The 26,328-nt window shown below is 56.0% G+C and carries 25 protein-coding genes and 1 pseudogene; 12 read left to right on the forward strand and 14 right to left on the reverse strand.

Annotation, left to right across the window (positions count from 1 at the left end):
- Nucleotides 1-300 precede the first annotated feature (300 nt).
- The 6 genes from I9188_RS14415 to I9188_RS14440 form a co-directional block, all read right to left on the reverse strand.
- On the reverse strand, nucleotides 301-2,034 hold the full coding sequence (locus I9188_RS14415) for a DUF262 domain-containing protein (protein ID WP_209599650.1): 1,734 nt from the start codon (nucleotides 2,032-2,034) through the stop codon (nucleotides 301-303).
- Between the two features lie 219 nt (nucleotides 2,035-2,253).
- Nucleotides 2,254-2,823, reverse strand: coding sequence for a hypothetical protein (locus I9188_RS14420; protein ID WP_172978570.1), 570 nt, complete (start codon nucleotides 2,821-2,823; stop codon nucleotides 2,254-2,256).
- 986 nt (nucleotides 2,824-3,809) lie between these two features.
- The gene (gene mobQ / locus I9188_RS14425) at nucleotides 3,810-5,078 is read right to left on the reverse strand and encodes a MobQ family relaxase (protein ID WP_152460838.1); all 1,269 of its coding nucleotides are present in this window, start codon (nucleotides 5,076-5,078) and stop codon (nucleotides 3,810-3,812) included.
- Nucleotides 5,079-5,346: 268 nt separating this feature from the next.
- Nucleotides 5,347-5,775, reverse strand: a complete 429-nt coding sequence (locus I9188_RS14430; RefSeq protein ID WP_152460837.1) for a hypothetical protein — start codon at nucleotides 5,773-5,775, stop codon at nucleotides 5,347-5,349.
- Nucleotides 5,776-5,812: 37 nt separating this feature from the next.
- The gene (locus tag I9188_RS14435; protein ID WP_152460836.1) at nucleotides 5,813-6,115 is read right to left on the reverse strand and encodes a chorismate mutase; all 303 of its coding nucleotides are present in this window, start codon (nucleotides 6,113-6,115) and stop codon (nucleotides 5,813-5,815) included.
- Between the two features lie 27 nt (nucleotides 6,116-6,142).
- Entirely contained in the window at nucleotides 6,143-6,739 is a 597-nt protein-coding gene (locus tag I9188_RS14440) for a TetR/AcrR family transcriptional regulator (protein WP_152460835.1), read from the reverse strand.
- 87 nt (nucleotides 6,740-6,826) lie between these two features.
- Here I9188_RS14440 and I9188_RS14445 point away from each other — a divergent pair, with 87 nt between their 5' ends.
- The 5 genes from I9188_RS14445 (at nucleotide 6,827) to nthB (ending at nucleotide 10,199) form a co-directional block, all read left to right on the forward strand.
- Complete coding sequence (locus tag I9188_RS14445; RefSeq protein ID WP_152460834.1) at nucleotides 6,827-7,234, forward strand: hypothetical protein; 408 nt, start codon at nucleotides 6,827-6,829, stop codon at nucleotides 7,232-7,234.
- Nucleotides 7,234-7,737 carry an anthrone oxygenase family protein gene (locus I9188_RS14450; protein WP_152460833.1) on the forward strand — a complete coding sequence of 168 codons (504 nt, stop codon included), beginning with the start codon at nucleotides 7,234-7,236 and terminating at the stop codon, nucleotides 7,735-7,737. The genes I9188_RS14445 and I9188_RS14450 overlap by 1 nt, the downstream gene beginning before the upstream one ends.
- A complete protein-coding gene (locus tag I9188_RS14455) occupies nucleotides 7,734-8,378 on the forward strand; it encodes a LysE family translocator (protein WP_152460832.1) in 645 nt (214 codons plus the stop codon). Before I9188_RS14450 ends, I9188_RS14455 begins: the two co-directional genes overlap by 4 nt.
- A gap of 520 nt (nucleotides 8,379-8,898) precedes the next feature.
- The gene (gene nthA, locus I9188_RS14460; RefSeq protein WP_209599651.1) at nucleotides 8,899-9,540 is read left to right on the forward strand and encodes a nitrile hydratase subunit alpha; all 642 of its coding nucleotides are present in this window, start codon (nucleotides 8,899-8,901) and stop codon (nucleotides 9,538-9,540) included.
- Nucleotides 9,540-10,199, forward strand: coding sequence for a nitrile hydratase subunit beta (gene nthB / locus I9188_RS14465; protein ID WP_209599652.1), 660 nt, complete (start codon nucleotides 9,540-9,542; stop codon nucleotides 10,197-10,199). Before nthA ends, nthB begins: the two co-directional genes overlap by 1 nt.
- A gap of 465 nt (nucleotides 10,200-10,664) precedes the next feature.
- Here the strand turns inward: nthB and I9188_RS14475 are convergent, their stop codons facing one another.
- On the reverse strand, nucleotides 10,665-11,081 hold the full coding sequence (locus tag I9188_RS14475; RefSeq protein WP_170574518.1) for a helix-turn-helix domain-containing protein: 417 nt from the start codon (nucleotides 11,079-11,081) through the stop codon (nucleotides 10,665-10,667).
- Between the two features lie 70 nt (nucleotides 11,082-11,151).
- Here I9188_RS14475 and I9188_RS14480 point away from each other — a divergent pair, with 70 nt between their 5' ends.
- Genes I9188_RS14480 through I9188_RS14490 form a run of 3 tightly spaced genes read left to right on the forward strand, consistent with a single transcriptional unit; the run spans nucleotide 11,152 to nucleotide 13,105 of the window.
- Nucleotides 11,152-11,922: a transglutaminase family protein gene (locus I9188_RS14480; protein WP_209599654.1), complete on the forward strand. Its 771-nt coding sequence runs from the start codon at nucleotides 11,152-11,154 to the stop codon at nucleotides 11,920-11,922.
- The gene (locus I9188_RS14485; RefSeq protein WP_209599655.1) at nucleotides 11,922-12,557 is read left to right on the forward strand and encodes a cation diffusion facilitator family transporter; all 636 of its coding nucleotides are present in this window, start codon (nucleotides 11,922-11,924) and stop codon (nucleotides 12,555-12,557) included. Before I9188_RS14480 ends, I9188_RS14485 begins: the two co-directional genes overlap by 1 nt.
- Nucleotides 12,557-13,105 (forward strand): methyltransferase, encoded by a 549-nt coding sequence (locus I9188_RS14490; protein WP_170574509.1) that lies wholly within the window; start codon nucleotides 12,557-12,559, stop codon nucleotides 13,103-13,105. The genes I9188_RS14485 and I9188_RS14490 overlap by 1 nt, the downstream gene beginning before the upstream one ends.
- A 249-nt stretch (nucleotides 13,106-13,354) precedes the next feature.
- Here I9188_RS14490 and I9188_RS14495 read toward each other — a convergent pair whose 3' ends face one another.
- A complete protein-coding gene (locus I9188_RS14495) occupies nucleotides 13,355-14,239 on the reverse strand; it encodes a zincin-like metallopeptidase domain-containing protein (RefSeq protein WP_209599656.1) in 885 nt (294 codons plus the stop codon).
- Between the two features lie 490 nt (nucleotides 14,240-14,729).
- Between I9188_RS14495 and I9188_RS14500 the strand changes: the two genes are divergently transcribed.
- Nucleotides 14,730-15,068 carry a hypothetical protein gene (locus tag I9188_RS14500; RefSeq protein ID WP_209599671.1) on the forward strand — a complete coding sequence of 113 codons (339 nt, stop codon included), beginning with the start codon at nucleotides 14,730-14,732 and terminating at the stop codon, nucleotides 15,066-15,068.
- Here I9188_RS14500 and mobQ (I9188_RS14505) read toward each other — a convergent pair.
- The 6 genes from mobQ (I9188_RS14505) to I9188_RS14530 form a co-directional block, all read right to left on the reverse strand.
- Nucleotides 15,058-16,254, reverse strand: a complete 1,197-nt coding sequence (mobQ, locus tag I9188_RS14505; RefSeq protein WP_209599657.1) for a MobQ family relaxase — start codon at nucleotides 16,252-16,254, stop codon at nucleotides 15,058-15,060. The two genes, I9188_RS14500 and mobQ (I9188_RS14505), sit on opposite strands and share 11 nt — an antisense overlap.
- 633 nt (nucleotides 16,255-16,887) lie before the next feature.
- Nucleotides 16,888-17,640: a porin family protein gene (locus I9188_RS14510; protein WP_171724058.1), complete on the reverse strand. Its 753-nt coding sequence runs from the start codon at nucleotides 17,638-17,640 to the stop codon at nucleotides 16,888-16,890.
- 70 nt (nucleotides 17,641-17,710) lie between these two features.
- A complete protein-coding gene (locus tag I9188_RS14515) occupies nucleotides 17,711-18,955 on the reverse strand; it encodes a DUF3179 domain-containing (seleno)protein (RefSeq protein ID WP_209599658.1) in 1,245 nt (414 codons plus the stop codon).
- 59 nt (nucleotides 18,956-19,014) lie between these two features.
- Nucleotides 19,015-20,682, reverse strand: coding sequence for a sulfatase-like hydrolase/transferase (locus tag I9188_RS14520; protein WP_209599659.1), 1,668 nt, complete (start codon nucleotides 20,680-20,682; stop codon nucleotides 19,015-19,017).
- A gap of 101 nt (nucleotides 20,683-20,783) precedes the next feature.
- Nucleotides 20,784-22,421, reverse strand: coding sequence for a sulfatase-like hydrolase/transferase (locus I9188_RS14525; protein WP_209599660.1), 1,638 nt, complete (start codon nucleotides 22,419-22,421; stop codon nucleotides 20,784-20,786).
- 1 nt (nucleotide 22,422) lies between these two features.
- On the reverse strand, nucleotides 22,423-22,701 hold the full coding sequence (locus I9188_RS14530; RefSeq protein WP_209599661.1) for a hypothetical protein: 279 nt from the start codon (nucleotides 22,699-22,701) through the stop codon (nucleotides 22,423-22,425).
- A gap of 122 nt (nucleotides 22,702-22,823) precedes the next feature.
- Here I9188_RS14530 and I9188_RS14535 point away from each other — a divergent pair, with 122 nt between their 5' ends.
- The 3 genes and pseudogenes from I9188_RS14535 to I9188_RS14545 all read left to right on the forward strand — a co-directional run bounded on the left by I9188_RS14535 (nucleotide 22,824) and on the right by I9188_RS14545 (nucleotide 26,249).
- A complete protein-coding gene (locus tag I9188_RS14535) occupies nucleotides 22,824-24,140 on the forward strand; it encodes an adenylate cyclase (RefSeq protein ID WP_245223725.1) in 1,317 nt (438 codons plus the stop codon).
- 369 nt (nucleotides 24,141-24,509) lie between these two features.
- Nucleotides 24,510-25,331: a type IV toxin-antitoxin system AbiEi family antitoxin domain-containing protein gene (locus tag I9188_RS14540; RefSeq protein WP_152460803.1), complete on the forward strand. Its 822-nt coding sequence runs from the start codon at nucleotides 24,510-24,512 to the stop codon at nucleotides 25,329-25,331.
- Nucleotides 25,321-26,249: pseudogene (locus I9188_RS14545) on the forward strand (nucleotidyl transferase AbiEii/AbiGii toxin family protein). Before I9188_RS14540 ends, I9188_RS14545 begins: the two are co-directional and overlap by 11 nt.
- The last annotated feature ends 79 nt before the right edge of the window (nucleotides 26,250-26,328 follow it).

The raw sequence follows: 26,328 nt of genomic DNA on the forward strand, positions 1-26,328 counted from the left end.
AACTCTGTCGTACCGTGGGACAAAATGAAGGCGCTGGTATCGGCCCATGTCCGCTTGATCCCACAGCGCGTTATCTGACCGGCTGGGATTAGATTCCCCACGAAGACTAACAAGACAACAGTTATTCGACCGCACCGCCCAGAGTGACCAAAAGGCCCAATGTGTCATCGGCTTTGACCAGACCTGATCGTATAGATCATCGCGTGACACTTCGAGCTTGGCGGCTTGTGTTGAATTATCGTTCATGGAGTGCATTTACTATTTGGGGTCGATTCAGGCTGAGTGCAGAATAGGGCGGTCTCAAGCAAGAATTGCGACCAGCTTCTTTTGGATTGCGGCGCGACGCACCTCATACAACCTGTCAAAATCCTGAATTCCGGGCGCTACGTCGACAAGGTCATGACGGTCAAGATAGGCACTTCGCGTTTTCGAATTTCCCGGTTCGTCACTACTGCCAAACCGGGTTTCCAGCCAGTCATGAGGCCACTTGGCTGCCTTTTCGATATTCGGTCCGCCTTCAAGCAGTTGGAGATTGGCGACCTCATCAACTTGGCTACGTAGTCGTTCGAGATCCCCATCTGGGACACCCTCCGCCTTCAGCCTGGCAACTGTGAAGCGGCTTCGCGGGTAGAAGTGATCGATGTGGAAGTTGTTGCGGGTATCGACGAAATCGTAAAGCAAGGTGAGAAGGCAGAAGAGCCGGCGATCGCCGTAGCGCATGGCACACAGCTCTTCGACTTCCTCGTCTGAGAAGGCGAGTCCTTTCCCGCGCCGGGCCATCTCGGCCTCAATAGCTGCAACAGGGAAACCGTCCGCTGCCGACTCACGGACAATGGTTCGCAGCGCCGTCAAGAGCGTGTCGAGCCCGCTCCCCCAGATCCCGGACGGCTTGAGAAACGATCGCATTAGCCAGCGCCGGATGTGCTCTCGGTCTTCATGTTCAGCCTGCGCGTAGAGATAGGTTTGCCGCAGGCCCCGGCGATGTATGTAGTAGGCGATGGGGAGGAGAGCGCTGTCTGCTCGCAGGTTCGTGTCGTCGAATCCAAAATCGGAGACGAGTTGCACGGAACGGACCAGGGCTTCGCGCACGCCATCCCAGTTTGCTTCCAGCAGTTCCATGTTGCTGCGGTTGAAGTTCTCGACTTTGAACCCAACGCTTTGCACGTCAAGCAGCATTAGCCCGGCCTTGAGGACCAGATCTTTGTCGAATCGAAAGCCGTTGCCGACATTGTTCATGTCGTCGACGAGGGACTGGACTTCCTTCCGCGCGTCTCTATTCGTCCATTGCGCCGTGGCAATGCTCAGGAGCAGGTCGGAATAGGACAGGACAATTCCGCCCGAGTTCATCCGGATGAAGATCTGGAGGACCCGGTCGATATCTTGCCGTTCCTCGACGAAGTAGGCAATGTGTTTCTCTGTGTTGATGACATCGTAGAGGCAATCGAGGCGGGAGAAGGCCCGGTTTAGGTCCTCGCCACCCAGCCCCTGCGACTGCAACCACGACAGCATGGGAACGCCTTTTGTCAGGCTGAGCAACTTTGGCACCGGAAACCAGATGTCGTCTCCCTCTGGCGGCCGTTCATGAAACCTGAAATGAAATGTCTCGCCTTCTTCGTCGTCTTCTGGCGCATCAGTGAGATTGAAATACAACGTCGTGGCCGGAAACGCGTTGTCGCTGGTCCATCGCATCCGCGGCTTTTTCATGGACATTGAACCCTGCAGACCGATGTTTAGTGCGGTCAAACGCTGCTGTCCGTCAAGGATCGCCGTGACATCCTGGTCGTGGATGACAGGCAACTCGGGGCAGGTCCGGTTGTCCCTTTCGTGGTAGTCCCGCATGAAACCGTAGAACCGCAGCGTGCCGCTGTACTCGGCTTCGACGTTCCAAAAAAGCAGCGATCCCACCGGAAAGCCCTGCATCAGGCTGTCGAAGAGCTTACAAATTCGCTCCGGCCCCCATACAAATTCACGTTGGATTGCCGGCAAGACGAACTTGTTCGCATTGATTTGCTTGAGAGCCTGGGCAATCGTCATTTCATTAAAGGGCACGGCTGCAAGATCCTTCCGAAGTGCAAGAGACAGAGAAGACAACACCTGTCGATCAATTTCGTCTCAAGAGGCCACGCGACATCAGTGAAGGTCAAGTTCACCTAGGTCAGTACCGTAACCTTTCGGTGAGTTTTGGATTCGTTTACCAAAGGCAGTAGATTTGAATGCGCTAAATATTGTGTCTTGTGTGAATTTAGTCTGCCGCTATTTGCCAACTAACTCGCTAAGAATCTGTCGATATTTTTCTTCGGCCAAATCGACCTGCTGCACGGAGAATAACGCGTCCTCACCATCGTTTTTGTTTTGCGTTCCGACTAGGATCTTTTCTACCCGAAGATATGCCTGATCACCTGGGGAATCTTGCAACCAAGCCAAAGCAGCTCGCCACTTCTCATTATTCTTATATGAAATGTAGACGTCGACGTGCTTGCGACCTGCGATCATGTCCCCTCCGGTCTTTACACCGTTTTTAACTTCATTGCCGGATAGGTCGAACTCTGAAGCGGTTCTAAGAAATATCTGTTCGAGGCATTCTCGGGCCGCAGAATCCTTAGGCCCAAACACCTTTGTGGCTACACCAGGCGAGATACTTCGAAGCCGTTCTTCAATTGTTTCTATGAGGTCTTCACGCTGAACTTCATCAATGCCTTTGAAACGCTCGACATTCTCATGAAATCGAACCAGAGCCTTCGCATCAGTTAGGGACCTGATGCGTTCCTTGGCTGTCTTAACCTGTCTATCGATTTGCTTTTTGTTCAAAGTCAACTGAGCCACCTTCAGATAATGAACTTCACCATGCTAAGTTGTCATTTGCCCGCTGCGTGACAATCAATACGCACATCGAGAAACCAGGCAATCAACTGTTCGGAAATACCACATGTTCAGATGTTTTCTTCCTGATTTCGGCGAGTGTCGCCTTCAATCGGTTGAGTTCGGAGTGTTGGGCAATCTGTTCAGGAGCATATCTCGCAATCAGGTATTCTCTTTTCTCCGTCATCGCCACAAGGTGGCTGGCGGTTTTTTTCTAAGTCTGAGCGTCGTAACAAATGCATCGTCAGCCAAATTATGCACCCGAGCGCGAATTTGACTGGCCTCTGTACCCGTATGCCGTAGGAACGCGTTCAAGAACAGTTCGATGGCATGGATTGAGCACAGTCTTGCAGGGGCATAACTCAAAGGTTGCCCTTTCTTCGCGCGATCAAAAAGTACTTCTGCAGCATCTCTATAGGAAATAGCCAGATCCATTATCTGAAAGACGTCAGCGTGGGTTCCTGGATACGGTCGTTCTTCAGTCAATAGAGCTAACTCCATTCGCTCTTTCATTTTTTTGTTTTGATACCATCGAATGTCATAAATTCGAGATTTCCCAGCTTCCAAGCCTTCATCTTTGCGGCACGTGTGCAATACCCGTTCGCGGCTTACTGCACCTCGTGTCAGCTCGGTTTACTGTCAAAGAGAACCACTTTTATGCCGTCTGAATCTTCGGCAAGAGCAACGAGAACAAAGGGCGCGGCAGACCCTTCTGTTTCGTAGAGGCACCGATATTTCAGCGCCCCGTCAACCGGATCGCTGACCTGATCATATCGACAGTTGAAACTGATATCGTCCCTGACCCAGATTTCGACGCCTTCGCGTGTCACCATCGGCAACGGATCTCCATTCAGTAGCAGGTCAGTAGCAGGGTTTCTCCCACAAAACTGTCATTCTTTCCCATATGTATTCTCCATTTCGAATCTTACTCATAACCTAACCGGCCGAAGCTACAGGCTGTGCCCTTCTCCACGATCTACCTCTCTGTCGGTTTCACGCTCGTGCTCCTGTTCATCGTCGCGATTCCGCTCGACATCACTCTCCAATGTCTCACGCGGCTTGTTCAACACACCTTCCAGCCGATCCCGGATTGACGACTTGTCCGCGCCATCATCGCCCTCATCCAGTCCAACCTCTTCTGACCGGCCCAGGGTTTCACGCAGCCGCTCATTGACGTGCCGCAGGTCCGAGGGTTCTTCGACACTCTGCCCACCGACCTCCGGTTCTTCCCTCCCGACGATACGCGCCAACCGGTCTCGAATATCACCGCCGCCACGATCTGCACCCCGATCCTTGCTGGCCGCTGCCCTCAGTGCCGCCAGACCGGCTGACACACGCCCCTGCCCGGCCTCGCGCTCGGCCCCATAGGTGTCCCGCGCCAGCTCCAGGCGTTCTCGCATCTCCGCAAAGAGCGCCCGCGCCTGGCGAGTAGCATGCACCGCCCTGCCCCGCTCGGTGACAGGTTCATAGTCCCGACCTTCGCGCTCGGCCGCGCGCATCTCGCGGCGTTCCATCGCATTGGCCGCAGGCCCCAGCTTGACCTCCGGATCACGATCCAGTTCCTCGGCTTTCATGGTGTCGCCCTGACTCAGAGCCTCCTCGCGCTGAGCTTCCAGAGACCGGTGATCGACGCGCTCCACCTCCCCCACCCGCTCCAGTGCCAGGTTTTGCAATTCGGCCCAGACCCCGCGCATCTGTTCGATCTCGACACCTCCGGTCTTTGCGGAGTCAAGTACGCGCGTCTTGGTAGTGAACCCCTCCGGCTCCAACTTCCGGGTGGTGGTCAGAACATGAGCATGATGGTTGCGCTGATCGCCTTCACGATGCGGCGCGTGGATCGCCACATCCACAGCCACGCCGTAGCGGCTGACCAACTCTTCAGCAAACTGCCGGGTGATCTGAGACCGATCCTCGGCGCTGATCTCGGACGGCAGTGCCAGCTCCCACTCGCGGGCAGTGACGGAGTTGCGTCGGGTCTCGCTCTCCTCGGCGGCGTTCCAGAGCGCCGCCCGATCCTGCGCCCAGGACGGCGCATTCTCGGGTGTCAGAATGAAGGTCTCCTCGATGCCCCGCTTGGCGGTGTAGTCATGCAGCCGCCCCTCGCGCTGGCACTCGATGCGCTCGCCCGCACGGTACGCCGCCGCCGCGGTTGAGGACCGCCCGGCACTGCGTTTGATCGTCTTTGCCCCAGAGAGATCGCACGCAAATCTTGGAGCCACAGGCGGAGAGTTTGCATAAGTGCGCTCTCAGCGATTTTTTGCACCGCATTTCCATTGAATGGTATCTGAGAGGCTCACAACGGACTTCTGGGTGGCACTGCTGACAGTCCTTGACCCCCCGCCACGGCCCATACCGACCTTTCACCGCGCCTTCGAGATTCTACGGTCGCAGCCCGCTTTCCTGTCATTCGCCGCGCCTGCAAAATTCGGCGATGGCCGAACTTGTACTGTGCAGGACCGAGACGCCATTTTACGAAGAAGTAGAAGGTCAGGTCTTTCCAGTCAGGTCAGCTTCTGCCGAGTCGTCAAAAGTAAACTCGGCCCTGGTGAGGAACGGCGCTACGGCTGCAAGTTTTCTCAATTCCGCAAGCGATGAATACAACGGCGTTGACGGATCAAGTCTCGCTTGGGCGCGGCTTCTGAAGAATTTCGCGTACTCTTCCACATAGACACGGTCCTTTGGCGGCATGTCCGCGAGATGGTTTGTCAGGAAGTTGTCATAGTGATGAACCGCCTCCGAAAATCTTCCCTGCCGATGCCGCGCCATTGCACGAAAAAGTTCCGCCTTGGCCAAGAAATATGGTTGCGCTTGGAACCCGTCCAGCCGGTCAAGAACGGCCGAGTAATCTCCTGCCTGCATGAACTTCACCGCCTTGTGAAAAATCCCAGCAGCCCTGATATCGCGGATGAATTTCATAGGTCAGCCCCACCAACTTCGCCCTTTCGGAATCGCACTATTCCCCAAGCTCCCTGACTTCCCGCTGAATAGACCATTCGATCAACTCGGCCCAAAGCTTACGTGCGAGGTTCGGATCCAGGCCCTGTTCGGACGCGGTTGAACTGACCTTGTCCAGCACCTCGGCCACCCGGTCCGTCGTGCGCGCCGGCAGGCCTTCGATTCTCTTGAGGTCCACGGCCCGGTCGATATAGCGGCTCCTGGTGACCAGCAGATCGATCAGGTCGACATCGATCGCGTCGATCTGCGCGCGGAGATCAACCATGGTCTGGCAGGCATTGGGCGCGAGTAGGGTCGTCATGTTTTGAATTCCTTTTGTTTTTTGAGTTTAGCGTAGAATTTGGCGTAGGAGCCTGACAGCACGCTCGGACCGCTCTCGACAAAAGGTTTCCGATGGCTGCGGAAGACGGCCAATAACGCGCCTGATCTGCTGATCTCCGATTAGCAGGTCGAGATAAAGCGCCACGGCCTCTCCGGTATCTTCGAAGTTCAGCACGCCCTCGTCCCGGGCGCGCAGCAGCACCCTTTCAAGCAGTGGGAACACTGCCTCTCGCCCGGCCTTTGAGAGGGTCGCGCCGAGTTCTCCACTACTATCCGCCGCCGCTGCACGATTCAGCGCAACGGCTCTGTCGCCGGTGAGCAGGTTCAGCAATTTGGGTCCTAGTGTGCCGAGAATGGAAATCGCTTGGTGATCGGTCTCCAGTTCTGATTCCAGGTGCTCTTTCACCACTTCTGCATTACGCGTGACAAGAGCCTGAAACAGGCCCTGCTTGTCGCCGTACCAGTTGTAGAGCGTCTCATTCGAGGCCCGCGCCTGTTTCGCGATGCCAAGCATCGAGGTGCCGCCATAGCCCTTGGCCTCCAACACCTCGTAGGCCGCCGCTTCGATCTGCTGTTGTCGCAGCGATCTCTTTTCTTCGCGCATTTCTGTCTCCAGCGTGTTGACAGAAACCGTATCTCAAATTACGGATATGCGCAACCGTAACTACAAATACGCTTTTGGAGAGAGACAATGACTCATTATGACCGTCAGGCCCATGCAGCCCTGGCTACACTGATACTGCTGCAACTCATCATGCTTTCGGCGCTCTATGTCGGCATCCGGCCGCATCCGCCGATTGCAACCCCGCTCTTTGGTATCGCCCCATTTCTTGGCGCCTCAGCCTCTGTCGCGCTGTCGGCAATAATCGTACAGCCGCTCACAAACGCCATCGGGCGCAGCCTGAGCGTGATGGCGGCGTTGATGGCGCTGGTGTCATTCGGGCCCCAGAAATACTTCGACGCGCAGTTCGCCCTGATCTGGCCGGCTGTGATCCTTGGCCAAATCGCAGCGCTGGTGATCTTTACCCGCGTATTGAGTGCGTCCCGCCAAAGGGAAGAGACAGCCCAACACGCAGCCGCGTCTGTAGGACAAGCCTGATGGCCCGTCTTATCATGCCGATGTCGATGCTCTCGCTCCTGTGCACCGGCGCCATTTTCGGGTTCTTCTATGCTTGGGTCTGCTCGACCATGTGGGGCCTGGACGCAACCGACCCTCGTGTGGCGATCAATGCAATGCAGGCGATGAACGCTTCGGTCCGAAACCCGGTTTTCTTTCCGGCGTTCTTTCTGACGCCGGTATTTCTAACCCTGACCGCGTTTGTCGCGGTCGGCCAAGACAGAACAAGGTCAGCCGTCCTCTTCGCAGCAAGTGTTGTATTCTATGTCACGGGGGCATTCCTGGTTACGGCCTTGGTGAACGTGCCGATGAATGAAGTCCTTGCGCAAGTGACCGTGCCAGCGGACCGCGATGCGGCAGCCGACCTGTGGCAGGACTATTCGGCGCGGTGGCAGTTCTGGAACACGATCAGAACATTCGCCAGCGGTCTTGCCCTGCTCCTGACGGGTCTCGGCATTTATTCACTGAAACCGGAGACGACATGATGGAAATTTCACTTCTAACCTTCGCTCTGTTGGCCCTGGTGGTCGTGATGACACCCGGACCGACGGTTCTTCTGGCCTTGTCCAACGGATCGCGGTTTGGTTTTGGAGCAGCAGGCTATGGAATCGCAGGCGCGGCATTTTCTGACGGCGTTCTGATCGCGGCTGCCGGTCTGGGGCTTGGAGCAATTCTTGCTACATCCGCGGTTCTGTTCAACGTCGTGAAGTGGGTCGGTGTCGCCTATCTGATGTGGCTTGGTGTTCAGATGCTTCAGTCCTCGGGGGAGTTGAGATCTGTTCCATCGCGACCAAATGGACAAAACTCAGGCGAGGCGCGGCACCGGTTGAACTTGTTTCGCAAAAGCTTCCTGATCGCCGTCACAAACCCTAAGGGCTACTTGTTCTTCACTGCGTTCCTGCCGCATTTCCTTAAACCATACGAACCGCTTCTGGCGCAATACGCCATGCTCGCTGTTGTCTTCATCGGCGTCGACGTAGCCGTGATGGCAGCCTATGCTGGACTTGGTGCAAAGGCGATGCAGTTGTTGAGCGACAGGGGTGCGCTGAGGATCGACCGGACCTGCGGCGGGCTGCTCATTACCCTTGGCTGCGCCCTGGCATTTCTCCGACGCAGTGATGTGTAATTCGCTATTCGATCCACGCTTTGCTGACATTCGGGCAATGTACAGCATCCAATTTTTTGGGCTTGTTGCTAACGTTAGATTGTATGCAGCATGTTCGAGGAACCGAACGCTACCACTTGACAGGGACGGCCCATACCGGACGCTGAGTGTGCGGTTCAATGCTGCATTGCAGCTTCCCGGAAGCAGACATTGACAGATGGATGCGGACGCCCCTCCTCAACCGAGACAAAAAACTGCCAAAACCGCAAAAGTTCTGCCGAGGGTTTTTGTCCCAGCTAAGAGGTTGCTCTTGGGTAAGACGTGGCACTCGGCCAAAAACGACCGTTTTTGGCGCTATAACCGCAGCGGTTCACACGCAGGGGTTGCTATCGGATTGGAACTTCATCGACATCTGCGAACCCATTTTCCGGATGCTGTGCTTTGTATGGAAGTCAGGTTCTCAAACCGTCCTGACAGGCAAGACCAAAATACGTCGCATCACTTAGCGGGCGGTGCTAGTGTCGTGTTGGGGAGAACGCGAATGCCTACATTTGACAGTGAAAACGCTGCAAAGCTGCACCGCGAGTTGCATACACACTTGCCGTCAGACCCTGTGCTCAGGGTTAAGACATTGGAAAGTCTTGCAGTTGAACGTGGTCTGGTCGCGCCTGAAAGCCTCGACGCTTGGATTGAAGCCTATTCCGAGCATATCGGACCGAAACGCGGGGCGCATGTAGTGGCGCGGTCATGGCTTGATCCGGGGTTTCGGACACGCCTGTTGGATGACGCGGCAGAAGCCATCAAGGAGTTTGACTATCAGGGGGACGCGAGTGCTCACCTGAAGGCGGTCGAGAACACCGATACGCAGCACAACATGGTCGTGTGCACGCTATGCTCTTGCTATCCCTTTTCAATCCTTGGGATGTCACCGGCGTGGTACAAATCGACCGAATATCGCGCCCGCGCCGTTCGAGAGCCTCGCAAAGTGCTTACAGAGTTTGGCGTTGCTCTCCCTGAAGATGTGAGCGTCCGCGTCTGGGACAGCACGGCCGAGCTTCGCTATCTCGTTGTTCCGCAACGGCCCTCGGGAACCGATGGGTGGAGCGAGGAACGCCTGGCAGCCCTTGTCACCCGCAACTCCATGATCGGGACAGAGCGAGATTTGAAGGCGGAGGCGGGCTGATGGACGGCATTCACGATCTCGGTGGCGTTGAGGGTTTTGGCCCGGTGCCTGTAAAGAGCGGCGACAAGGATTTTCGCGACTTGGAAGATTGGGAAAAACGCGCCTTTGCGTTGAACTGGTCGCCTATTGCGCCCGGAAGCACCATAGACTGGTTTCGCCACGGGCTCGAACGCATGGTGCCTGCTGACTACCTTGCCTTTTCATACTTCCAAAAGTGGTGCACCAACGATCTGATAAGGATGCTCGATAACGGCACGATAACACTTGAAGACGTCAAACGCGGTCACGTCGAAAACCCCATTGCGCCTCCTCCTGCCATGACCGTTCAGGATGCAGTAGCGGATGTGGCCGCGTCGGCTTTCAGTTTTGAGAGAGACACGTTGCAACGGCCCGCTTTTTCCGTCGGAGACACGGTCCAAGCCCGGCGTCATATCAATGCAAATCATACCCGCCTTCCGCGGTACGTGCGCGGTCTAGAGGGTGTGGTTCTTGCCCATCATGGCGCGCATGTACTGCCAGACCGCAATGCCGAAGGGGTCGAGGTGCCGGAACATCTTTATACGGTTGGATTCCGCGCCGTTACATTATGGGGCGAGGATTCCGATCCGCGCGACGATGTCACACTCGATTTGTGGGAAAGCTACCTTGTTCCAGCCTGACGATCCACTTGCCCCACCCCAGCCGGTCTTTGATGAGCCTTGGCAGGCGCAGGCGCTCGCCCTAGCAGACAATTTGGTCCAAGCCGGTCATTTTACCGCGACGGCTTGGGCCGAAGCGCTCGGCCAAGAATTGAGGAGTGCCGAGAGCGAAGGGGCTCCAGATGATCTTGACACATATTACGCAGCAGTCCTCAGTGCACTTGAAACGCTCACCGAGAGCGCCGGTATTTCCGAGGAGACCCGCGTGCAGCGGCGCACCGATTGGGAAGCCGCATACTTTCGGACCCCTCACGGGAAACCGGTTGTGCTCTAGACTGTGAAGGTGCAGGGACTCACTGCTTGCTCGCGCCAAAGTTGATCTCAAATTATCGATCACAAACCACCGCATTCGCCGGTCCAGCTAGGCCCGCTCAGCGGGACTTTGCCGACGTTTGGCTATACGATGTGATAGTCTGCTTTACCTTTTCAGTGATCGCGCTCGCAAAGGCCATGATCCGACAAAGAAGCCAGGACATAGCAGTCTTCGGTCACTCCGCCGCCATCGCAGCCGTTGGAAATCCGCACCAGTTCTTTCTCAAGCGCGCGGAGGCGTTTGATCTTTGCGCGCACGTCCGAGAGCTGAGCCGTCGCAATATCATTGGCCTCTGCACACGACCGGTCCGGGTGGCCCTGTAGCTCGATCAAGGCAGCAATAGCTTCAATCGAGAAGCCGAGGTCGCGGGCGTGCTTGATGAAGCTCAGGCGCTCCAGCCCCGCCGCATCATACCGACGCTGATTGCCTTCAGTCCGTTCCGGTGCGTCGAGAAGCCCAGACTCTTCGTAGTAGCGGATTGTTGGAACCTTGACGTTCGTGCGCCGCGATAGCTCGCCAATGGAAAACATGAAAATACCTCTTGAACCTCTAGTCACTAGAGATCGTATATCAGTTGGGACGCTGAAACCAGAGTGAACCATGTCCCAGAAATACCTCGCCGAAACCCCCATACTCGATTTTCGATCCGATGCGATCCAGGCATTGATCGCCGAGCGCGGGTGGTCTTCTCTTGACCCCACCGCACGCATCGGCACGGCCTATGATTTCGTGCGGAACGAAATCCTGTTCGGATACAACAGCGACGATGCGCTGCCTGCCTCCCGAGTGCTGGCGGACGGCTATGGGCAGTGCAACACCAAGGGCACGCTTCTGATGGCACTGCTCAGGGCGTTGAATATCCCTTGCCGGTTTCATGGTTTCACCATCGACAAGGGCTTGCAGCGTGGCGTTGTGCCAGAGTTGGTTTTCCCGCTGGCCCCCCGAAGCATCATCCATTCCTGGGTGGAAGTTCTGATCGACGGCAAGTGGATCAATCTCGAAGGGTTTATCCTCGATCAAGGCGTTCTGGGAGCGCTTCAGGAGACCTTTCCGGATCGCACGTCGCTCTGTGCCTATGGCGCGGGGACAGATTGCCTTCAGGCCCCGCCCGTCGAGTGGTCTGGCCAAAGCACATACATCCAGAAGACCGGGATCAACCACGACTTCGATGTCTTTGACAGTCCGGATGATTTCTACAAGGACCACCACCAGCTGTCCGGTTTTCGCGGGTTGCTCTATCGTCTTGTCATACGGCACTGGATGAACCGGCGCGTGGCGCGGATCAGGCAAGGCTATGTGCCAATCATCCCCGGCGGCGCAGAGAACCTTCTTCCTAAACAGGCACCAATCATTCTAAAGGAGGCCGTGTGATGTCAGGGTGTTGTGGACATGACGCTAAGTTCGATGGCGTATCGGACGACTACAAACGGCGGCTGTGGATCGTCATCGCGCTGAACGCGACGATGTTTGCCGTCGAGATGACAGCAGGCCAGGTCGCACAGTCGCAAGCTCTGAAGGCTGACGCCCTCGACTTCTTGGGCGATGCTCTGACCTATGGCATCTCACTTGCTGTCATCGGTGCTTCGATCCGCGCGCGGACGAATGCAGCGCTCGCCAAGGGCATCAGTCTTCTTCTGATGGGCCTGTGGGTCTTCGGCTCGACAGTCTACCGGGTTTTCTATGTCGGCGTACCGGAAGCGGAAATCATGGGCGTTGTCGGCGCTCTGGCTCTGGCGACAAACCTTGCAAGCGTCCTGCTGCTGGTCAGCTACAAGGACGGGGATGCCAATGTGCGCTCTGTCTGGCTCTGCTCGCGAAACGACGCCATCGGCAACGTCGCCGTGATGTTAGCAGCTTTGGGCGTATGGGGCACGGCCACCGGCTGGCCCGACCTGATCGTCGCTGCGATCATGGCCAGCTTGTTTCTGTCCTCAGCGTTCCAGATCGTGCGCCAGGCGCTCGCTGAACGCCGTGAGTTCAATTCACACAATCATGCCGAAGTCTGATGGAGGCCTTTCTTGCTCTTCTTGGCTTGGGGATTGCCGCAGGAACCTTGGCCGCGCTCGTTTGGTCGTTTGCGCGTCCATCGCGGCGGCTCTGGCCCCCGGAAGAATACACGATCAGAACGCCTTTCCTTGTCTGGGTTCCAACATTCACTTTGTTCGGCGTGCTTGTTCTGCTTGGCATTCTTGGATGGGCGACCCTGCCATTTCCAGACTGGATGCGGTTCTGGATCGGGGTGCCTTTAATCCTCACCGGAAACGCAGCCGTCTGGTTTGAAGTTGTACGCTTTGGCATCGCCCAAACCGGCGGTGCCGTTGGGCATCTGCGAACCGACGGTCTTTATCGCTACTCCCGCAATCCCCAGTATGTCGCAGATATCTTCATGGTCATCGGATGGATGCTGCTGACGGCGGCACCGCTGGTCTTTCCGGTCGGAAGTGCCGCGGTCCTCGTGCTGTTGGCTGCACCATTCGCGGAAGAGCCATGGCTGCGCGCGCGCTACGGCGCGGACTTCGAGGAATACGCCTCCCGCGTTCGGCGTTTTCTCTGAAGCGGTCATTCGCCACAACGCAGAAACTTGGGAGGTATGGGCTCTCTCCGGACCTTCTCCGCACCGCAGGATACACAGTTTCAAGGCATTCAATGCCCGTCTGCGCGAAGCGCCGGGCCTGGCGGCGGGTGGCCTTCAGGTTGCCCACCGACAGGTCACCCTGAAACCACCCTCGGCCAAGATCATACCAGAACGCAAAAGGCCCCCGCCTGCTGACGGAGGCCTCGATCATTTCGACGTTGCGGGCTGCTACTCGGCGGCCATCCGGTCGACCTGCGCGGTGCGCTCCATAATGTAATCCACGGCCTTCTGCGCCTCGGACGCTGCACGGAAAATCGCACGGCTGTCTTCTTTCATCGCTTCAAGCCATCCTTCGACATAGGCCGCGCTCTGATCGAATTCAGGCTCCACCCCGATCTGCGCACACAACATGCAATTGCCAATCTCGGCGACAAGCTCCTCGAAGGCATAAGCCTTGCGGTCGTTGAACCGGCCCAAGCGGTCCAGCCGCTTTGTCGCGCCAGTCCAGTGGATTGTCTCATGGGCCAAGGTGCCAAAATACCCAGCCGCCCGATAGAACGTGCCAATCGGCGGCATGTGAATCCGGTCAGTCTTGATGTTGTAATAGGCGCGCGGCTCTTCGGTCACGTCGATCTGCGCGCCGGTCGCGGCAAAGAACGCCTCCAGCTCGGGGTCGGCCTCGGTGCCAAGATCGCGCGGTGGATCGGGCAGAATGTAGAATTCAGGGGGCAAGCCCTCGATCTGGTCGCCATTAAACACGCGGTAGGCCTTGGCATAGGGGATCTGGCGTTCCTCGCCGTTCTCGTCCTCGCGCTCGACGGTGCCGTATTTCACGACCGTGGCGGATTTCTCGCCTTTGCGAACATGGCCTCCAAGCTGCTTGGCCTGATTGAACGTCATCCAGCGGGCTGAGCTGTAATCCTTGGCTATCGCTGTCGCCCAAAGCATCAGGATGTTGATGCCCCGATATGCCTCTCCGTTGAACCGTTCCGGCAGGCTAACCCCGGCTCCGCCACCGGTCCACGGCTTGCGCCAGGGCGGCGTCCCCGCCTCGATTTGCGCGATGATCTGATTGGTGACATGGGAATAAACGTCAAACTTCTCTGCGGTCATTTGTGACCCTCCTTCGAGTGACGCGGGCCGGGTCTCTTCCCCTTTCCGCCGATGGGCGGGCCTTCCTTCTCTGTTGTCTGGAATGCCCATGCATTCCGGACGGCAGAGCAGGTAAGGGCAAAGCCCGTCCTGCGGCCTGGCGGGGCCGTGACAACCGGGTGGAGGGCGTGAATTTGGGAGGGAACCGCGCGCCTTGCGCGTGGGAGGAACCGGAATTCTCGACCGGAACCGACGCCATCGGCGGCGCTTGCCGGTTGTCACGGCCCCGCCGGGATGGCAGGCGGATCGACAAGTTTGGGAAACTGTCAGGGTTGGGGTAAGCGGGCGTCAGCCCGTCGATCCCCTGCCCTGTCTATCGCTCAAAGCGAGACCGGCACCTTGCCGGGATCACTCAACTCCATCGAACCATATCCACTACAATAATATACGATTGCGGATTTGGATGGTTTCAGGCACAAGACAACCACCATTGTTTCTGTTGATGTGCACGATGAACCAGACGGCTGAAATCGAACTAAACGTGACCACCGAACAAGGCCTTCGGGCGCTTGCCGAGGAGGGCCACACGGTCGAAGTGCTGTGCAAAGCCGATCCTGAACGTAAGGGTCCAAGCTGGTACGGTCTATGGATCATGCGGACTATCGGAAAAGACAGGCAGGAAAAAATCCTTGTCACAGCCAGGACGCGCGTGACGCAGAATGCAATCAAGGTGCGCGAATTCAAGACGGCCACCGGCGTGATTTCATTCCTTGTTGGCGTCGGGTTCTCTCAGGCGAGTATTCCCATGAAGAATGGGGAAACGACCTCTCACCGCCTCGTCAGTGACTGAGGCCCGGATCGCGGTCGATGTCCCGATCCTTCTCGACCTCCTGCTCCTTCTCCTGGTCACGCTCGTTCTTGATCTCCAGCTTCTCGCGCGGCTTGTTCAGAACATCCTTCAGCCGTTCGTTGACTGACGGCTTGCGTCTATCGCGCCTTGTGCCCTCGCCCATGTCATACTCGCTGTGACCATCCAGCTTGTGAACCGCTGCCTGGCCGTCGCGCCCGGCGTCTTTCTCCATGATTTCTTTCAGCCGCTCCCGCGCATAATTGCGACCTGCTGGCTTTGGCGTGTCGTCCTGGTCTCGTGACCTGTCCACGACACGCGCCAGACGCTCCCGGAAGTCATCCGGGTTTCGGTCGCGGTCGCGATCTTTCGCGGTCGCAGCCCTGAGTGCTGCCAGACCGGCAGAGACGCGGCCCTGCCCGGCCTCGCGCTCGGTGACGGGTTTGTATTCCCGTCCCTGGCGCTCGGCCATCGCCTTGGCCCGGCGTTCCATGGAATTGGCGGCTGGCCCCAGCTTCAGCTCGGGGTCGCGGTCCAGCTCCTCCGCCGTCAGCTCGTCACCTCGTTCCAGCGCCGCCTCGCGCTGCGCCTCAAGCGATCGGTGATCGACGCGTTCCACCTCCCCTGCCCGCTCCAGAGCGCGGTTCTGCAACTCGGCCCAGAGGCCTCGCATCTGCTCGATCTCGACGCCACCAGTTTTCGCGGAATCGAGCACGCGGGTCTTGTCCGTGAAGCCATCCGCTTCCAGCTTGCGGGTGGAGGTCAGAACGTGGGCGTGATGGTTGCGCTGATCGCCCTCACGGTGCGGCGCGTGGATCGCGACATCGACAGCTACACCGTAGCGGCTGACCAGCTCCTGGGCGAAGTCGCGGGTGATCTGTGACCGGTCCTCTGCGCTGATCTCGGACGGCAAGGCTAACTCCCATTCGCGGGCGGTGACGGAGTTGCGGCGGGTCTCGCTGGCCTCGACCTCGTTCCAGAGGCGGGAGCGATCCGTGGCCCAGTCCGGCGCGTCTTTCGGGGCCAGGATGAAGGTCTCCTCGATGCCCTGCTTGCGGGTGTAATCGTGGACGCGACCTTCGCGCTGGCACTCGATGCGCTCGCCGACGCGGTAGGCCGCCGCCGCCGTGGCAGTGCGCCTGGCGCTGCGTTTGATCGTCTTCACGGAGAGGTGGTAGCTGGTAAGCATGCAAAACCTCGCCGTGTTGAGGTTGCTGCAAATTTCTGAGCCGCAGGTGAAGGGTTTGCATAAGTGCGCTCTCAGCGATTTTTCGCACCAGAATGCCGCTGGATGGCATCTGAGAGGATCAGAACGGACTGCTGGGTGCCAATAACACTAGTCTATGACCCCGCCGCACCCCACCGACCCACAGGAGTCACCCAACAGCCGCCGGCGATGCCGCGGAGCGGCCCGTTGAAACTGAATTTGCTGCGCTTCCAAAGTCTTTACCCACTTGAACTCTCAGCCGGCGATCGAATGGACGGCCCTGAGCTGCCGTTGGCCTACATGTTTCAATGCTGCGGTCGCAGCCCGCTTTGCAGCCATTCGCTGTAGTTGCGAAAGCCAGCCGAGGTGAATTCTCACTCTGCGGTTGAAAGTGGCATCGCGACTTAGACTTGCTTCATTCATCGCTTGATTTCTAGAGTGAGAACAAATTCCATCCAGCTATCGATGCTGGGGTTCAAGAACTGGTGCCAGACACGAAGACAAATCTGAGGACACAGCGAATATGATTCTCTAGAACTTTCTGCAGTCTACTCGCGCCAATCAAACGATGTTCGTAACATCACAACCCAGTCTCGAGTTCACCAATAAAGAATTCTAGAAACGATAAGTCGCGCCTAACACTGGCCCTGACTGATCAAATGTAAAATCGCTACCGTCGATCTCATGGTCAAACGAGATATAGCGATAGCCGCCGCGGATCAGCCATCTGTTGTTGATGGCATATTCGGCGGTCAACAGAACCTGCCATGTTTCACTGCCGCTGCGGAAACCTCCGTAGTCGACGAAACCGGTGCCGGACCATTTGTCCGAGAACCGGACGCGTGCTCTGGCGGCGATGACAGGGTCGGTCCAGCTGTCGTCGGCGGTTGTTGTCCTCCCCGGTGCCGCGCCAGGGAGAAGGGTGAACTCTGTATCAGTGCTGAACCACCGGAACCCTCCGGCGACATCCACCGAGATAGTTGGTGCTTCATACACTCGGTAGCCGACATAACCGCTTAGGTATTGCGTGGTAAATGATGTCTCGAGGCCCGAACTGGCGGGGCCGGGAGTGCTGTTGCTGAACGACAAATCTGTGTAGTTGTAATCTGCAAGTATAAGCCATCGTCCGTCGGTGGCCGAGAACGCTCCCATAAAGGCGAAATCTAGGTTTTCCAATGCATCAGAAAAACTGAGTGTACCGTCCAGTGTCCCCATGGGGGTGCTTAAGGATGTTTCTGTTTCCGGCATGAACAGATAAATCGTGGCCTCGTAGGACCAATCGGATTGTTGTGCCGCAGCCGTTGTGGCTGCCGATGCCGATAGCGTTGCCGCGCATAAGCAACTTTTCACCCATAGTGACGAAAACATTCTGTTCCTCCCGACAAACATACAAGTTTCAATAAATTGTCGTTGGTTTGAAATTGTGTGGTCCTGATTTTCATTCCGCAGCTTCTTCCGTCGCCATCGAACTGTTGCCGACGCGATTGATATCTGTGTTCGGGAAAAACTCGGACCAAACGTGCCAGAATACGCCTGCGCGCAGGGTTTCTACACGTTTTAGCTGACCCTGATCCGAGTGACCCCAGAAATCGCATTTGGCCACCGGTTGACCCGAGTCGTTATACCAAACGCCCAGGCTTTCATATTTCGGATCCAGGCTGACCACGACATCCCGTCCTCCGACTTTGGCGGTCACGATCCAGTTGTTCTCGATGATGAAATCGTCGGTCCAGCAAGCGACATCTTGACCAATCGTAATTCCCCAGACGTAGGTTTTGTTCGGCAACCGGTGGTCTGAACGATCCATGTTGTCCATCACAGGAGCGTCTTCCTGATGTTGGCGTCCGATGCCCCAGCCAAAGGTGATCTCGGTCATCATGTCCAGCAGACGCAGCAAAGGGTTCGTGGATGGTTTGTTCAGAAACACCTCACCTTCTGGATAGGCTTTCTGAAACCCGCGGAATGTCATTCGAAAGGTGGGCCAAGGCCTCATTTGCGCTTCGGGCCGGAGAGGGCAAGCAGGACCCTCGGAGTTGGGGTCGCGATCCACCTCGCGAAAACCGTAGATATGCTGGATCGGATCGCCCGTGTCGTTGTCACGCAGTATCAAGTTGTTGCCATGCTGGGCCAGAACCTCAAGGTTCAGGCGCCGTCCTTCTATTCGCGGTGTGTACCCCTGACCCAGATTGGCCATCGCGCAGTAAGTCATGACCACATCCTCGCCCCCCAGCCCATCTACATCGCCCGCCAAATGAGGGCGCATGATCTGCGCATCCGGGTGCGCGCGCGCGTGACCATTGTGTTCGATGACGATGACTGGCGCTGTTGGACCGACATATTTTCGCGCTTCCTCGATAGAAAAATACTGGGCGTCGTTGAGTTGGTTTCTCAGGCCCAAATGCACCCACACATAGGGAAACCCATAAAGAAGCAAGGTCAGCGCAGCCGTTACAAGCCAAAGCCAGAAAGGGCCGCCCCCCAAAAGGAAATGTGCAAGGGTTGCCACTACAAATCCGCCCAGGCCAATGCCAATCAGGCGGTATTCATGCCGGATAAAGCGCACCATATTCTCGCGCTTTACTTTCAGCAGCATTTGCGAGACATCGCCAAGGTCGCGGAAATAGACAAACCCGATTCCGAGTGACACGATCAATCCCAGTGCGAAAATTATGCTACCAACCATGCTGAGATCCTCGATTTTGGTGATTACAGTCCTTCGCGGTTCATTACGAAAGAACAGGCCTACTTCTGGGGCGACGCGCGCTTGATCATGAAAGCTTCAACGGCTTGCTGTGTCTCGGGACGAATGTTCTCAATCCCCTCATAAGGCATGCCGTAGGCGGGCGGAGTATCGGGGTATTTCTCTTTCCGCGCCTTGTGGCGGCCCAGTATACGTACGAATTCCTGCCCACCCCAAGACCCGACTTCGGTTGAGACCGAGTATTCTTCGCGGGTGTCGCGGTAAAGATCGAAGAATTTTGCTAAAATTGCGCTCTCGCCGGGTCCCGGCAGTTTGAGCTTAAGCTGATCCTTAACGATCGCCTCGGGTTTCGCGACCGAATAGATGATCACGTGATCGCGTCGCGCTTTCGATTCATCCGCGAACAGTAGCGCCGCCGACTGATCGACACCATCGACCAGACGATCCCTTGGGATGAATCCATCCGCCCCGGCAAAGCGCGAGATCGTGGTATACAGGTCCGAAACATGAATGATGCTGTTTAACAACCCGTCAGCTTCAATCATGCCCGGCCAGCGGATGAAGGCGTCCACGCGCACGCCACCTTCAGTCGTGTCGCCTTTACCGCCCGCGTAAATCAGTGGGGTAAACCCGGATTGCGGCGCGTATTTGGTAAAATGCCCATTGTCGCCCATAACCACAACGATGGTGTTTTCGCTGAGCCCTAGATCATCCATGCGCGCGAACAGATCACCCAGCCACTGATCCAGTAGCTGCATCTTGTCGACATACAAGCCGCCATTCGCGCTTTCCGGCCCGTCACGGCCGGCGCGGGTATTGTCCAGCGGGATCATCGGCCAATATTGCAGGAAGAAGGGCGCGTCCCCAGTTGCAAGGCGTTCCAGTTCCTGAAGTGTTTTATCCTGAAACGCCTGGTTCATTTCGTCGTATTTTTCGGCGTTCCAGCGTTCTCCGGCTTCCATGCGGATTTCGCGAATGGCGCCGCCGGTCTCGCCCTCGATGACGGTCATCATCGCCGAGGCATCCGGTCGGAACCAGCCGTCCAGTGTGTATTTATCCTCATAGTCCCGGATCGCGACCGAGACCTGTTCTTTGATCGCATCATCATTAAAGATTGTCAGCTGGCCCTGCTGGTGGATGGCGTGCTGGGCATAGTCAAAACCCTGATTCATTGCCCAGCTTTCGGCAATATCGCCCATATGCCACTTGCCGACGTGGCTGGTTGCATATCCTGCCTGTTTCAAGACTTCGGCCAGCGTCACTTCATTATCGGGCAATCCAAAGCCAGCGATATCGACGGTCGTATCACCCATTCCCATACGCACGGGCAAGCGGCCGGTCATTTGTGCCACGCGAGTCGGGGTGCAGGACGGTTCAGTATACATCCGAACCATACGCAACGCTTCGTCCGAAAAGTCGTTGATGTTCGGAGTGTCGTACCCACGGACAGCGTTGAGCTCGGGTATACCCATATCGCCAAAGCCCATATCGTCAATCAGAACGCTGACGATATTTGGGGGTTGCCCATTGTTGCCGTCACGAAAAGCGGCCAAAGCCTGATCAACGGCAGCGTCATCCTGCACCCATTGTTCCGCGCGTTGGGCTTGCAGAATATAAAACTCAGCATCGTGTTGAATAGGGTCGACCTGAGCCTGCAAAGGTGGGGCGGCAATGCCTGCACACAAAACCATAAGCCATTGTAGTTTCATTCCATCTCCCCCAGGGTTCGAAGCCGAGCTTCGGTTTTTGACTTCGATGTGATTACCATCAGTAACATCGATATATTCGAATAATTACTAAATTTGTGATCTCACTGCCAACTCGTGAATACGTCGCGGGTCAGTTCGGATTCCGGGCGCAGGTTTTCAATGCCTTCATAAGGTGTACCTTTGCCAATCTCTGAATGCGGATACTTGGCGATCATCTTCTGGTGACGCTTGATCATATCTTGAAAAGATGCCCCGGCCCAAAGCGAGTAGCCCACCAAAGGGTGTTCCTCTCGGGGGTCCCTATAAATATTATAAGTCGGAGCAGCCGCGCCGGGTTGACCGGGGGCAGGAAGATGCATCTTGAACTCCTGCTTGACGACCGAGCGCAAGACAGGTCCTTCGTAGATATAGACATAGTCGCGCCGCCCATTTCCCTCGCCGTTCAACAGCAAGGCCGTCTGGTCGATGCCGTCTATTACGCGGTCCCTTGGGATAAAGTCTGTGGCTCCGGCAATTCGCGCCATCGTGGTGAAGATATCTGAGACGTGAAAGATGTCACCGGCTGCGCTGTTGGCTTCGATCACACCGGGCCAGCGAATGAATGCATCGGTTCTTACGCCGCCTTCAAGATGCTGGGTTTTGCCACCGCGATAGATCAGCTGGTTCAGACCGGATGAGCCTTCGTAGTGATACATCAGGCCATTATCCGCCATCAGAACAACAATTGTGTTGGTCGCTTTGCCGGTTTCTTCAAGCTTGGCCAAAAGATCTCCGATCCAACCATCAAGCAGTTGAAGCTTGTCGGCATGAAACCCGCCATTTCGTGAAATTGCCTGATCCGGGTAGACGAAGTTCAACGGGTAAAGCGGCCAGTATTGTAAGAAGAATGGCGCATCCTCGGAAGCGACGCGTTCAAGTTGCTCCAGCGCCTGCCGCTGATATCGCTCGTTCATCTCTTCATATTTGGCCTGCGTCCACACCTCACCGGCTGACATTTCTACTTCCTGGGCGGGTCCACCGGCTTCGGCCTCGACACCGGTGACAAGGCCGTATGGCTTGAACCGTTCATCCAGCAGGAACTGATTGTTCTGCCCCTCGGGCACATAGCCGAGCATGGTGTTGGACCGCATTGCCTCGGGGGTCATGAGGCTCAGCTGTACTTGCTGGTGGAGTGGAAATGCGGCCCAATCAAACCCCTGATTGTGGGGGTACGATTGTTCGATGTCGCCTTGGTGCCATTTGCCGACATGTGCCGTATTATAGCCGACCTGCTTCAGAATCTCGGGCAATGTCACTTCACTGGCCGGAAGGCCCTCGCCGACCAAAGCCACCTTGACCTCTTCCACACCTGCGCGAATTGGGTGGCGCCCTGTCAACATCGCGGTGCGGGTCGGAGTGCAGGAGGGTTCGGTATACATGCGCATCAGCGACATGCCTTCGGTGGCCAAATGATTGATGCTGGGTGTCTCAATCCCCATGACGTAGTTCATCTTGCGGTCGCCCATCTGACCGAAGCTGACATCGTCGATTAGGATGTAGAGAAAATTCGGAGGCTTGCCGCCATTGGTCGCGCGAATTTCGGCCAGCTTGGCGTTGATTTCAACGTCTTGCGCCTCCCATGCCTCACCAAACTGCGCGCGGAGGAATTCAAACTCGCCGTCATGAACAATGGGGGTTTCCTGTGCAAACACAGAGCCGGCGCCAATCAACAACGCTGGCAAGATGTATCTAAGTCTCATGTCAAACCTCCAAATCTTTATCCCGCACCGTTTCCGCACCCGCGCCTTGGGCCTGTAGCCGTTCGTCTATACTGCGGCGCAGATCCGAAAGACTTTCTGCCAGATCGGCAAGGTATCGCATCTGCAGAACTGACTCAGACTTTGGCGGCATCGCCAGTTCCGCGAAGACCTCTTTGTAGTCGCAACACATCAGATCGAACTCTTGGTCTTTTTCTCGTAGGTCCTGTAGCAGACGACCCGCTTCGGGAAATTGGGATTCAAAGAATTCATCATCCGTCATTGGCAGTGCCCACTAGGCATTCATTCTTTAAGCATGCATCCAACAGAATATGTATTGCACGTTTCAAGCCGCATGCTACGGTAACAACATGACGTCAAACCCTTATTGTGAAAGGATAGTTTTTGAACGTCAGCGTGGGAAATCAGGATCAGACTGGTACTCAACACTTCTCGAGCGAGCAGGTGCGTGTTGCGTTGAATAAGGTTCTGGGGTCGGATGAATTCAGAGGATCCGCCCGTATGCGATCATTCCTATCTTACGTTGTGACAGAAACACTGGAGGGTCGTTCCGACGAGATACGCGCCAAGACCATTGCAATGGATATTTATGGCTACGAGGCGGATGAGCTATTGAAACGCGAAGGTGTCGTACGTGTGGATGCCGGACGTGTTAGGCGAAAGCTCCAGGCTTATTATGAAAGTAATGGGGCCGCTGACGAACTGGTAATCTCATTGCCTGTCGGAAGTTACGCACCCCAATTTTTGTCGGGCTCCGATCGAAGCAGACCAAGCTTACGCGCAAGGCGACGGGCTACCGTCGTCGTTATCTCGCTTTCAATTCTAATAGCCGGTATTCTAGCCGGTGTTCTGATCGGCCGCAGTTCGCAATCTGTTGCTCCAAAAACTGGCAAAACTGCGATCTACGACGTGTCGCCAGCCCGCGTCGAAGCAATGAACCTAAGCAACGCAGGCCGGGATTTGATTTTCCCGGTAACAGATTTGGCACGCCTTCAACCTGCGTTGTTGATATTCCAAACAGCAATTGAACGAGACCCGTTTTACTACGGGGGGTATGCTGGCGCTTCTCAGGTCGAAACCATGTTCGCCATCATGAAATCTGGCGATTCCAGTGCAGATGAGTTTTTACACGCGGCCGACAAGAATAGTGCTTATGCTTTGGAAATGGCTCCGGATGCAGCATGGCCACTTTCGGCGCGTGCCTGGTTTGAATTTGGGGTGGGCAACTATGACAGCGCGGTTGGATTATCCCAAAAGGCTGTAGACTTGGCGCCAGATGATTTACATATTGCTGAATTCGACGCCCTGATTTCCCTTTATACATCCGATTTTGATCGGGTTCTGTCGCAATCAGTGAGATATAAAACTCTTGCCCAAAACGGCGGGGGGCTTGTTTTTGACAATGCATTGGGTGCGGCTCAGTTCCACACAGGAGATTATGCCGCCGCAATCCGAACGTTTGATGAAACAATATCTCGCGGTGGGCCGTTCGGACCAATTTCCGCAGCTTATCTTATGGCAGCCCACTGGAGGAACGGAGAACAAGCTGAGGCACAGCAGCTTGCCAAAGTATATTCGGACACTTGGCCAAGTTTCCCCCTCGAGACACTAAAGGCTCGGGTATTTGTAGATCCACAGCCAGTTCAAGAGCTGATCAGTGCAATGATAGCTGCAGGTTGGTCAGGACCCGCCAAGCCCTGACGATTTTCTATAGGGTTTGTAATAATTCGTTTAGAGGCATGCGCTTCCAAGGAGGAGGTGCGTTGGTTGTGAAGTGGACGAACCTCCAGACGAGATCAAAACAAAGTTCATCGATACCGAATGGGTGTGTGATGGACAGACAAAGGTCTGCTCTTGGCTCCCGATGAGATAATCTTTGCACTCGCAGCGAACTTCTGCTTCCCGCCCTTGGCGCCGGAATCTTCCATTTATCCCGGGTATTCCGATGGGTTTCCGCGTGGCGCTGTGGTTTTAATAATGTGTTATTTTCAGCGCTATAGACGCTTTAAAAATGTACTTCTCAAAGAAATCCTCTTGCCTTCTCTTTGAAATTATATGATTTAGGGCGTCATGAACGCTGGAAGATCGCAAAATCTGAAGAAAGTTCTCGACTCGGTGCCCGCGGGATATCTCGTCGATGCCAACTGGCTCACCGCCCATGGCATAGCCTACGAAACCTTTCGCGACTATGTAAAACGGGGCTGGCTCGAACGCGTTCACCGCGGCGTTTTCCGCCGACCTGTTCCCAATCCGCACGCATCAAACACCGTTGACTGGAAGGCCTGCCTGATCTCGATGCAACACATCATGGGCTATGACGTTCATGTCGGCGGCAAAACCGCTCTCTCACAACAGGGTTATGACCACTACCTGCGTTTGGGCAACAACGCCCCCGTCTGGATCTATGGCTACAAAATACCCAACTGGCTCATTAAGCTGCCACTCAACGCACGTATCGAAACGCGAAACACATCGCTGTTCGCTGACCAGGCACTTGGCCTTACAAATGACGATACAAAATCGGAAAACTCCCTCCCGTGGGATTGGCAACTGCGCATGTCGGTCCCCGAACGGGCGGTCATGGAAGCGATGGATGAATTGCCAGACCATGAGAGTTTTCACAACCTCGACATGGTGTTCGAGGGCTTGACGACGCTACGACCTAAGTTGCTCTCGGCACTTTTGCTGAGCTGCAAGAAAATAAAGGTCAGGCGCCTCTTCTTCGTTTTTGCGGATCGTCACAATCACCCCTGGCGCAAACGACTTGATGCTGACGCCTTCAACCTCGGGACAGGGGATCGAGCATTGGTCAAAGGTGGCCGGATACATCCGCGATATCGCATCATGGTACCCGAAGAGTTCGTCACGACAGGGGCAGAAAATGGCGCGTAGGAATTATGAATCCCAGGTCGCCTTTCTCGTGCGTGTATTGCCTTACGTCGCGCAGGAAGAGATATTCGCGCTCAAGGGCGGGACAGCAATCAACCTATTCTATCGCGATCTACCGCGACTCTCGGTTGATATCGACCTGACATATCTGCCGATCAAAGAGCGTGAACAGAGCCTCGCCGAGATCAACGAAGCCATGGATCGTATCGCTAAGTCGATCGAAAAGGGCATCAACGGGCCAAGGCTCAGAGAATAAAAGGAGGTGGAGGCGGCGCCACCCGCGTGCTTGCGCGTCTGGAAGGTGCAGAAGTCAAAATCGAGACCTCCCCAGTCACGCGCGGCGTTGTTCACGATCCCGAAACCCGGGCGGTCTCCGACGCCGTAGCAGACGCGTTTGGCTATGCAGAAATGCAGATCGTCTCATTCGAAGATTTGTTCGGCGGTAAGCTTCACGCAGCCGTGGATCGCCAGCATCCACGCGATCTTCATGACGTAAAACTTCTCTACGAACATGAAGGACTGACGGATGATCTGTTCCGGACTTTCCTGATCTACATTGCCTGTTCGGCACGTCCGGCACACGAATTGCTGAATCCCAACCTGATTGCCCTTGATCAACCTTATGTGCGTGAGTTCGAGGGCATGACCAAGTCGCCCGTCGGCCTGGATGACCTGCTGGCGACGCGCAACCAACTGATTGCGGATATCCAGTCTCGCTTCGACAAACCCACCAGACAATTTTTGCTCAGCCTGCAGGATGGCGCGCCGGATTTCGCCGCAATAGATCGACCGCAGGCCGCCAATCTTCCCGCCGTGCGTTGGAAGCTTCTCAATCTGGAGCGCCTGATCCGGGACAACCCAAAAAAGCACGTCGAGCAAAGGGAAGAACTCGAGAAACTCCTAGTTCGCCTCTTCGACTGATTGAAATTCAGAGTCCGACCAATTGAAAGCGCGGGCACATTTCCGCGCCGCTCACCCGCCCTTCGTGCCGTATTTCAGC

This window comes from Ruegeria sp. HKCCSA071, from assembly GCF_017872555.1.
Lineage (GTDB): Bacteria > Pseudomonadota > Alphaproteobacteria > Rhodobacterales > Rhodobacteraceae > Ruegeria.

Coding starts and splice junctions, on each gene's coding strand:
- I9188_RS14415 (WP_209599650.1), bottom strand. CDS start 2,034: ATGACGATTGCCCAGGCTCTCAAGCAAATCAATGCGAACAAGTTCGTC.
- I9188_RS14430 (WP_152460837.1), bottom strand. CDS start 5,775: ATGAAATTCATCCGCGATATCAGGGCTGCTGGGATTTTTCACAAGGCG.
- I9188_RS14435 (WP_152460836.1), bottom strand. CDS start 6,115: ATGACGACCCTACTCGCGCCCAATGCCTGCCAGACCATGGTTGATCTC.
- I9188_RS14440 (WP_152460835.1), bottom strand. CDS start 6,739: ATGCGCGAAGAAAAGAGATCGCTGCGACAACAGCAGATCGAAGCGGCG.
- I9188_RS14445 (WP_152460834.1), top strand. CDS start 6,827: ATGACTCATTATGACCGTCAGGCCCATGCAGCCCTGGCTACACTGATA.
- I9188_RS14450 (WP_152460833.1), top strand. CDS start 7,234: ATGGCCCGTCTTATCATGCCGATGTCGATGCTCTCGCTCCTGTGCACC.
- I9188_RS14455 (WP_152460832.1), top strand. CDS start 7,734: ATGATGGAAATTTCACTTCTAACCTTCGCTCTGTTGGCCCTGGTGGTC.
- nthA (WP_209599651.1), top strand. CDS start 8,899: ATGCCTACATTTGACAGTGAAAACGCTGCAAAGCTGCACCGCGAGTTG.
- nthB (WP_209599652.1), top strand. CDS start 9,540: ATGGACGGCATTCACGATCTCGGTGGCGTTGAGGGTTTTGGCCCGGTG.
- I9188_RS14475 (WP_170574518.1), bottom strand. CDS start 11,081: ATGTTTTCCATTGGCGAGCTATCGCGGCGCACGAACGTCAAGGTTCCA.
- I9188_RS14480 (WP_209599654.1), top strand. CDS start 11,152: ATGTCCCAGAAATACCTCGCCGAAACCCCCATACTCGATTTTCGATCC.
- I9188_RS14485 (WP_209599655.1), top strand. CDS start 11,922: ATGTCAGGGTGTTGTGGACATGACGCTAAGTTCGATGGCGTATCGGAC.
- I9188_RS14490 (WP_170574509.1), top strand. CDS start 12,557: ATGGAGGCCTTTCTTGCTCTTCTTGGCTTGGGGATTGCCGCAGGAACC.
- I9188_RS14495 (WP_209599656.1), bottom strand. CDS start 14,239: ATGACCGCAGAGAAGTTTGACGTTTATTCCCATGTCACCAATCAGATC.
- I9188_RS14500 (WP_209599671.1), top strand. CDS start 14,730: ATGAACCAGACGGCTGAAATCGAACTAAACGTGACCACCGAACAAGGC.
- mobQ (WP_209599657.1), bottom strand. CDS start 16,254: ATGCTTACCAGCTACCACCTCTCCGTGAAGACGATCAAACGCAGCGCC.
- I9188_RS14510 (WP_171724058.1), bottom strand. CDS start 17,640: ATGTTTTCGTCACTATGGGTGAAAAGTTGCTTATGCGCGGCAACGCTA.
- I9188_RS14515 (WP_209599658.1), bottom strand. CDS start 18,955: ATGGTTGGTAGCATAATTTTCGCACTGGGATTGATCGTGTCACTCGGA.
- I9188_RS14520 (WP_209599659.1), bottom strand. CDS start 20,682: ATGAAACTACAATGGCTTATGGTTTTGTGTGCAGGCATTGCCGCCCCA.
- I9188_RS14525 (WP_209599660.1), bottom strand. CDS start 22,421: ATGAGACTTAGATACATCTTGCCAGCGTTGTTGATTGGCGCCGGCTCT.
- I9188_RS14530 (WP_209599661.1), bottom strand. CDS start 22,701: ATGACGGATGATGAATTCTTTGAATCCCAATTTCCCGAAGCGGGTCGT.
- I9188_RS14540 (WP_152460803.1), top strand. CDS start 24,510: ATGAACGCTGGAAGATCGCAAAATCTGAAGAAAGTTCTCGACTCGGTG.